Source organism: Intestinibacter sp. (assembly GCF_051866655.1).
In the GTDB taxonomy this organism is placed as follows: Bacteria; Bacillota; Clostridia; order Peptostreptococcales; family Peptostreptococcaceae; genus Intestinibacter.
This window is the reverse complement of record NZ_JBJDXL010000212.1, coordinates 1-4,744: the sequence shown is the minus strand read 5'-3', so window position 1 is coordinate 4,744 and position 4,744 is coordinate 1. Positions and strand designations below refer to the sequence as shown.

Here is a 4,744-nt window from a genome sequence, read left to right as displayed (position 1 = left end):
ATTTTTATTGTCCAGTTTTTATTTGTTATTTTAGCGTATAAAAATGCTGCTCCAAATGCTGCAAACATACCTATGAACATTCCTTTTGCTCCTAAACGATCAACTGCGAATACATTTTGTAACATAGCACCTGTATCGTCAATTGGTGCTTCAAATGGAGTTAATAAGAAGAATGCTACTAGTGCGACTGTTGCACCGTATATAGGTTCTCCACCTATTTCTTTACATAAATAATATCCTATACCTACAGTTACGAATATTGTTGTAACTGCCATTGTAGCTGTAGAAGCCGGTCCAAGTATTGCTTGTAAAGATGCTAAATTTTGTTCTCCTATAAGAACTCCTAAATATGGGAAGTTAGCTATTACTAACATTATTGATCCAAATATAGTTAATGGAAATGCAAGCATGAATGAATCACGTAAAACCATTAGTATTCTATTGTTATTTAATTTTTCTCCCATAACCATTATGGCAGATTCTAATTTATCGAACATATTAGTTTCCTCCTAAATAATTTAATTTTACTATTGCAATTTTTTAAATAATTTTCTATTATATATATATTGTATAAAAATTTTTTCTACCAGTAGCAAATAATTATTCATTAAATAAGTAATTATTCGCTGCTGGTTATTTTTTTATTTATGATTGATTAAAAATGTCTGTTTTACTAAATATTATTATTTCATTATGTATTTTTGTTTATTATTTGTTGTTTATTAAATCAATAGCTAAATGTAAAACAGCTTTTCCGTCACAACGACCATAGCTTACTGGTGGTATAACTTCAACTGGTACATTTAATTCTTTACCTTTTGATTCAAATTTTTTCTTTAAGAATCTCATTTGTGGTCCAAATAATAATACATCTGTTTTTAATATTTCTGCATCTACTTCTGATTGTGCTACTGCCCATATTTCAGCTTCTATTCCTTCAGCTGCTGCAGCTTCTTTCATTTTGTTAACTAGTAAACTTGTTGACATTCCTGATGAACATGCTAATAAGATTTTCATTTTAAATTTCTCCCTTCAAATTTTATAAATATCTTTAAATTCAATTTGTATCTACAAATTTTTATTTACAAATTTATAGTAACAAATTTTTGCATTAAATACAACTATTTTCCTACATTTTCCTAAAAAATTTTTTTATATTATTTTTTTAATAAAATAACGACTAATTTAATAGTGATGCTCCTATTATTCCTGCATCATTTCCTAGAGTTGCTACTACGATATCTGCAAAATCTTCATTCTTATATAGAATATGATTTCTTACCATTTCTTTTAGATCTTGCAATATTATATCTGAAGATTTAGATAGGCCTCCTCCTATTGCAATTATATCTGGGTCTATAGTATTTACAATCCCTGCAATTCCTATTGCTAAATATTTTTTGAATCTAATAATGACTTCTTTAGCTAGATAATCTTCTTGTCTATAGGCATCAAATATCATTTTTGCATCTATTTTACTCAAATCATTTTCACACATATCTCTAATTATGCTATTTTTATCATAGTCTTTTAATATTATTTGAGTATATTTGATTAAAGCTGTTGCAGAGCAGAATGTTTCAAAGCATCCATTATTTCCACAGTTGCAATCGTAAATATTTTCGCCAATTACTACATGTCCTATTTCAGATCCCATACCATGAGCTCCTACAAATGGCTTCCCATTGATTATTATTCCTCCACCTACTCCTGTTCCAAGAGTTATGAGAACAGATATATTGGAGTTATTCATACTTCCATATTTATTTTCTGCCAAAGCTGCCACAGTAGCATCATTTTCTGCAAATACATTGAATTCTGAAAAAACCTCTTTTAATTTAGATACAAATTCAACTTCATGCCATTTTAAATTTACACAAGTGACTTTTCCCTGTTTGTTTATAAAACTAGGAACACCAAAACCTATAGATTTTATTTCATTTTTGTCTATATGATTGTCGCTTATAAGCTTTCTAACCATAATATTTATATCAGAAATAATTTTGTCAAAACCTCCTTCAACATCTGTTTTACACTGGTCCCTATAGATTATTTTACCTTTACAATCTACAATACCTGCTTTTATTCCTGTTCCCCCAATGTCTACTCCTATACTATACATCCTAACCTCCTTAAAATATATCAATTGTATAGGGAAAAATTATCCCTATATACAACCAATATATATTTATTAATATAATTTATTTAAAAAGTAGCTAATTTAAGCAGTTTTGCATATTTATAATTATGTACTGCTTTAGATACTTCAAATACATCTCCATTATTTAAAAATGCTGTGTTTTCTATAACTAATGCTGGATCACTCATTTCTAGTCCTAGTAATTTACAACTTTCTTCATCCATTTTATCTGCATAGATTACTTTATCAGCAAATCCTATATTTAACTTCAAATCCTCAGTTATATATGTATAAATAGAGGCTTTTGCAATATCTTCATTTAGATAAGGTATAATATCCTTATTATAGTAAGAATATTCCATTGAAAAAGTATTTCCATCTACTATTCTAAGTCTCTTAACGTAATATACATTTGTTCCAATGGCACATTTCATTTTACGAGCCAAAGCTTCTTCAGCTTCTAAAACTTCTATGCTAACTACTTTACTAGATATATCTCTATCAGGAAAATCTCTTGTAAGACCTCTTAATGTTTCTAAGCTCACATATCCCTTTAATATCGCTTCTCTTACAAACATTCCACTGCCCTGAACTTGATATATATATCCCTTTCTTGATAATATACCTATAGCTTTACGTATTGTTGTTCTGCTTACTTCATATTTTGCAACTAATTCTTCTTCTGTTGGAAGTTTCTTTGTTGCATCATATTTTCCATTTACTATGTCTTTTTCTATATCCTCTACGATTTGTTGATATTTAGCACCCATAAATCTGATTCCTCCTTTTTTTAATAGTATTGTTATTTATATTATAATAAATAAAATTCATATTTACAAATTTTATTTATATCTATCTGATATATTTGTTTTTATATAATCATAATCGATCATTATCTGTAAAAAATTCGTTAAAAAAGGAGCTATTGAAAATAGATTTATTTCTATTTTTCAACACTCCCTCGATTTTACTATTTTAATATTGATGCGCCTATTATTCCAGCATCATTACCTAATGTCGCTATTACTATATCTGCAAATTCTTCATCCTTGTAAGTAATATGTTCTCTGACCATTTCCTTTAACCCGTCTAGTATTATATCTGATGATTTTGATAATCCTCCACCAATTGCCACTACTTCTGGATCTAAAGTATTTACTATATTTGCGATTCCTATAGCTAAATATTTTTTAAATCTTGCTATGACTTTTTTTGCTATTTGGTCATCTTGTCTGTATGCATCAAAAACTACTTTAGCATCTATTTTAGAAAGATCTCCTTTGCACATATCAAGTATTACACTTGTTGAAGCATTTTCTTCTGATAAAAGCTTTTGTACGTATTTTATTATTGCAGTTGCTGAACAGAAGGTTTCAAAGCATCCATTATTGCCGCAGTTACAATCATAGAAATTTTCTCCTATAATTATATGCCCTATCTCAGAACCTACTCCATGCGCTCCACTAAAAGGTCTTCCGTTGATGACAATTCCGCCACCTACTCCTGTTCCTAGAGTTATAAGCACTGAAGAATTACTGTTTTTAGCACTTCCAAATCTGCTCTCTGCTAAGCCTGCTACAGTAGCATCATTTTCTGCTAAAATATCGAATTCAGTAAAGGTATTCTTTAGTGATTTTATAAAATCAACCTTTTCCCAATTTAAATTTACACAGTTTGCCCTTCCATTTTTATCAATGTAACCAGGTAGACCAAAGCCTATAGATTCGATTTTTGAAGGCTCTATTGAATTTTCTTTAATAATTCTTCTGATTACTGCATCTATATCGGAAATAATTTTGTCAAATCCACCTTTTACATCTGTACTACATTGGTCTCTGTAAACTATGTTTCCTTCACAATCTACAACACCTATTTTTATTCCTGTTCCGCCAATGTCAACGCCTATATTATACATATATACCCCCTTGTTCTTATCTAATAATTTCTATTTTAAATTTTATATTATTTTTGCATTATTTCATATATTTTTTTATATCTACTTTATTTGAATTTAATGTAGTTGCCTCGCCTATATCAGATAATCTGTCATCATGAAGTGCGTTGACTAATCTTTCATTTATAGAAAAATCCATATTGTAGACACCCTCTGCTACGACAGCACCTTGAGCTACAGTATCCGTAACCTCTGCTACGAATCCAACCTCTCCTAAATCATTGAAGCAAATTATTTCATCACCATCTTCTATGTTTCTAGATTTTGCATCTTTAGGATTCACCTTCAATGTAACTTTTCCTCTCTTTTCCACGATATCTTTTCTCTCTAAGAAAATAGAATTTAAAGTTTCACAGCTTGGCACAGCAACTAAATTCAATGGATAATCTTGTGATGAATTTTCTATATATCGAGGTATCTTTTCTTCCATTTCATCATTTGTAATTTGTATCTTTCCTGATTTAGTTTTGATATCCATGTGATTTGCAAATGGTGTTGAAATAGCTCCACCTTGTTTTAAAATAGCTTTATCTTCTTCAGATATAGTTTTTACATCCTTCAATGATTTTTCAAGTAGTTCCTCAAAAATTTCTTCCTCTGTTTTGTTGAAATAATCGTCTTGATATCCCATAGCTTTTGCCAATAATCTA

The 4,744-nt window shown here is 29.4% G+C and carries 6 protein-coding genes; all 6 read right to left on the bottom strand.

Annotated features, from left to right (window positions below; translation table 11 throughout):
• Positions 1 to 497: PTS transporter subunit EIIC (locus tag ACI3VO_RS06465; RefSeq protein ID WP_439757121.1), on the bottom strand; the 497-nt coding region annotated here is incomplete at its 3' end.
• Positions 498 to 708: 211 nt separating this feature from the next.
• The gene (locus tag ACI3VO_RS06460) at positions 709 to 1,017 is read right to left on the bottom strand and encodes a PTS sugar transporter subunit IIB (RefSeq protein WP_439757120.1); all 309 of its coding nucleotides are present in this window, start codon (positions 1,015 to 1,017) and stop codon (positions 709 to 711) included.
• A gap of 163 nt (positions 1,018 to 1,180) precedes the next feature.
• Positions 1,181 to 2,122 (bottom strand): ROK family protein, encoded by a 942-nt coding sequence (locus tag ACI3VO_RS06455; RefSeq protein WP_439757119.1) that lies wholly within the window; start codon positions 2,120 to 2,122, stop codon positions 1,181 to 1,183.
• Positions 2,123 to 2,205: 83 nt separating this feature from the next.
• Positions 2,206 to 2,910 carry a GntR family transcriptional regulator gene (locus ACI3VO_RS06450; RefSeq protein WP_439757118.1) on the bottom strand — a complete coding sequence of 235 codons (705 nt, stop codon included), beginning with the start codon at positions 2,908 to 2,910 and terminating at the stop codon, positions 2,206 to 2,208.
• A 200-nt stretch (positions 2,911 to 3,110) separates the two neighbouring features.
• Positions 3,111 to 4,055, bottom strand: a complete 945-nt coding sequence (locus tag ACI3VO_RS06445; RefSeq protein ID WP_439757117.1) for an ROK family protein — start codon at positions 4,053 to 4,055, stop codon at positions 3,111 to 3,113.
• Positions 4,056 to 4,113: 58 nt separating this feature from the next.
• On the bottom strand, positions 4,114 to 4,744 hold a 631-nt coding region (locus ACI3VO_RS06440; RefSeq protein ID WP_439757116.1), incomplete at its 5' end, for a molybdopterin dinucleotide binding domain-containing protein.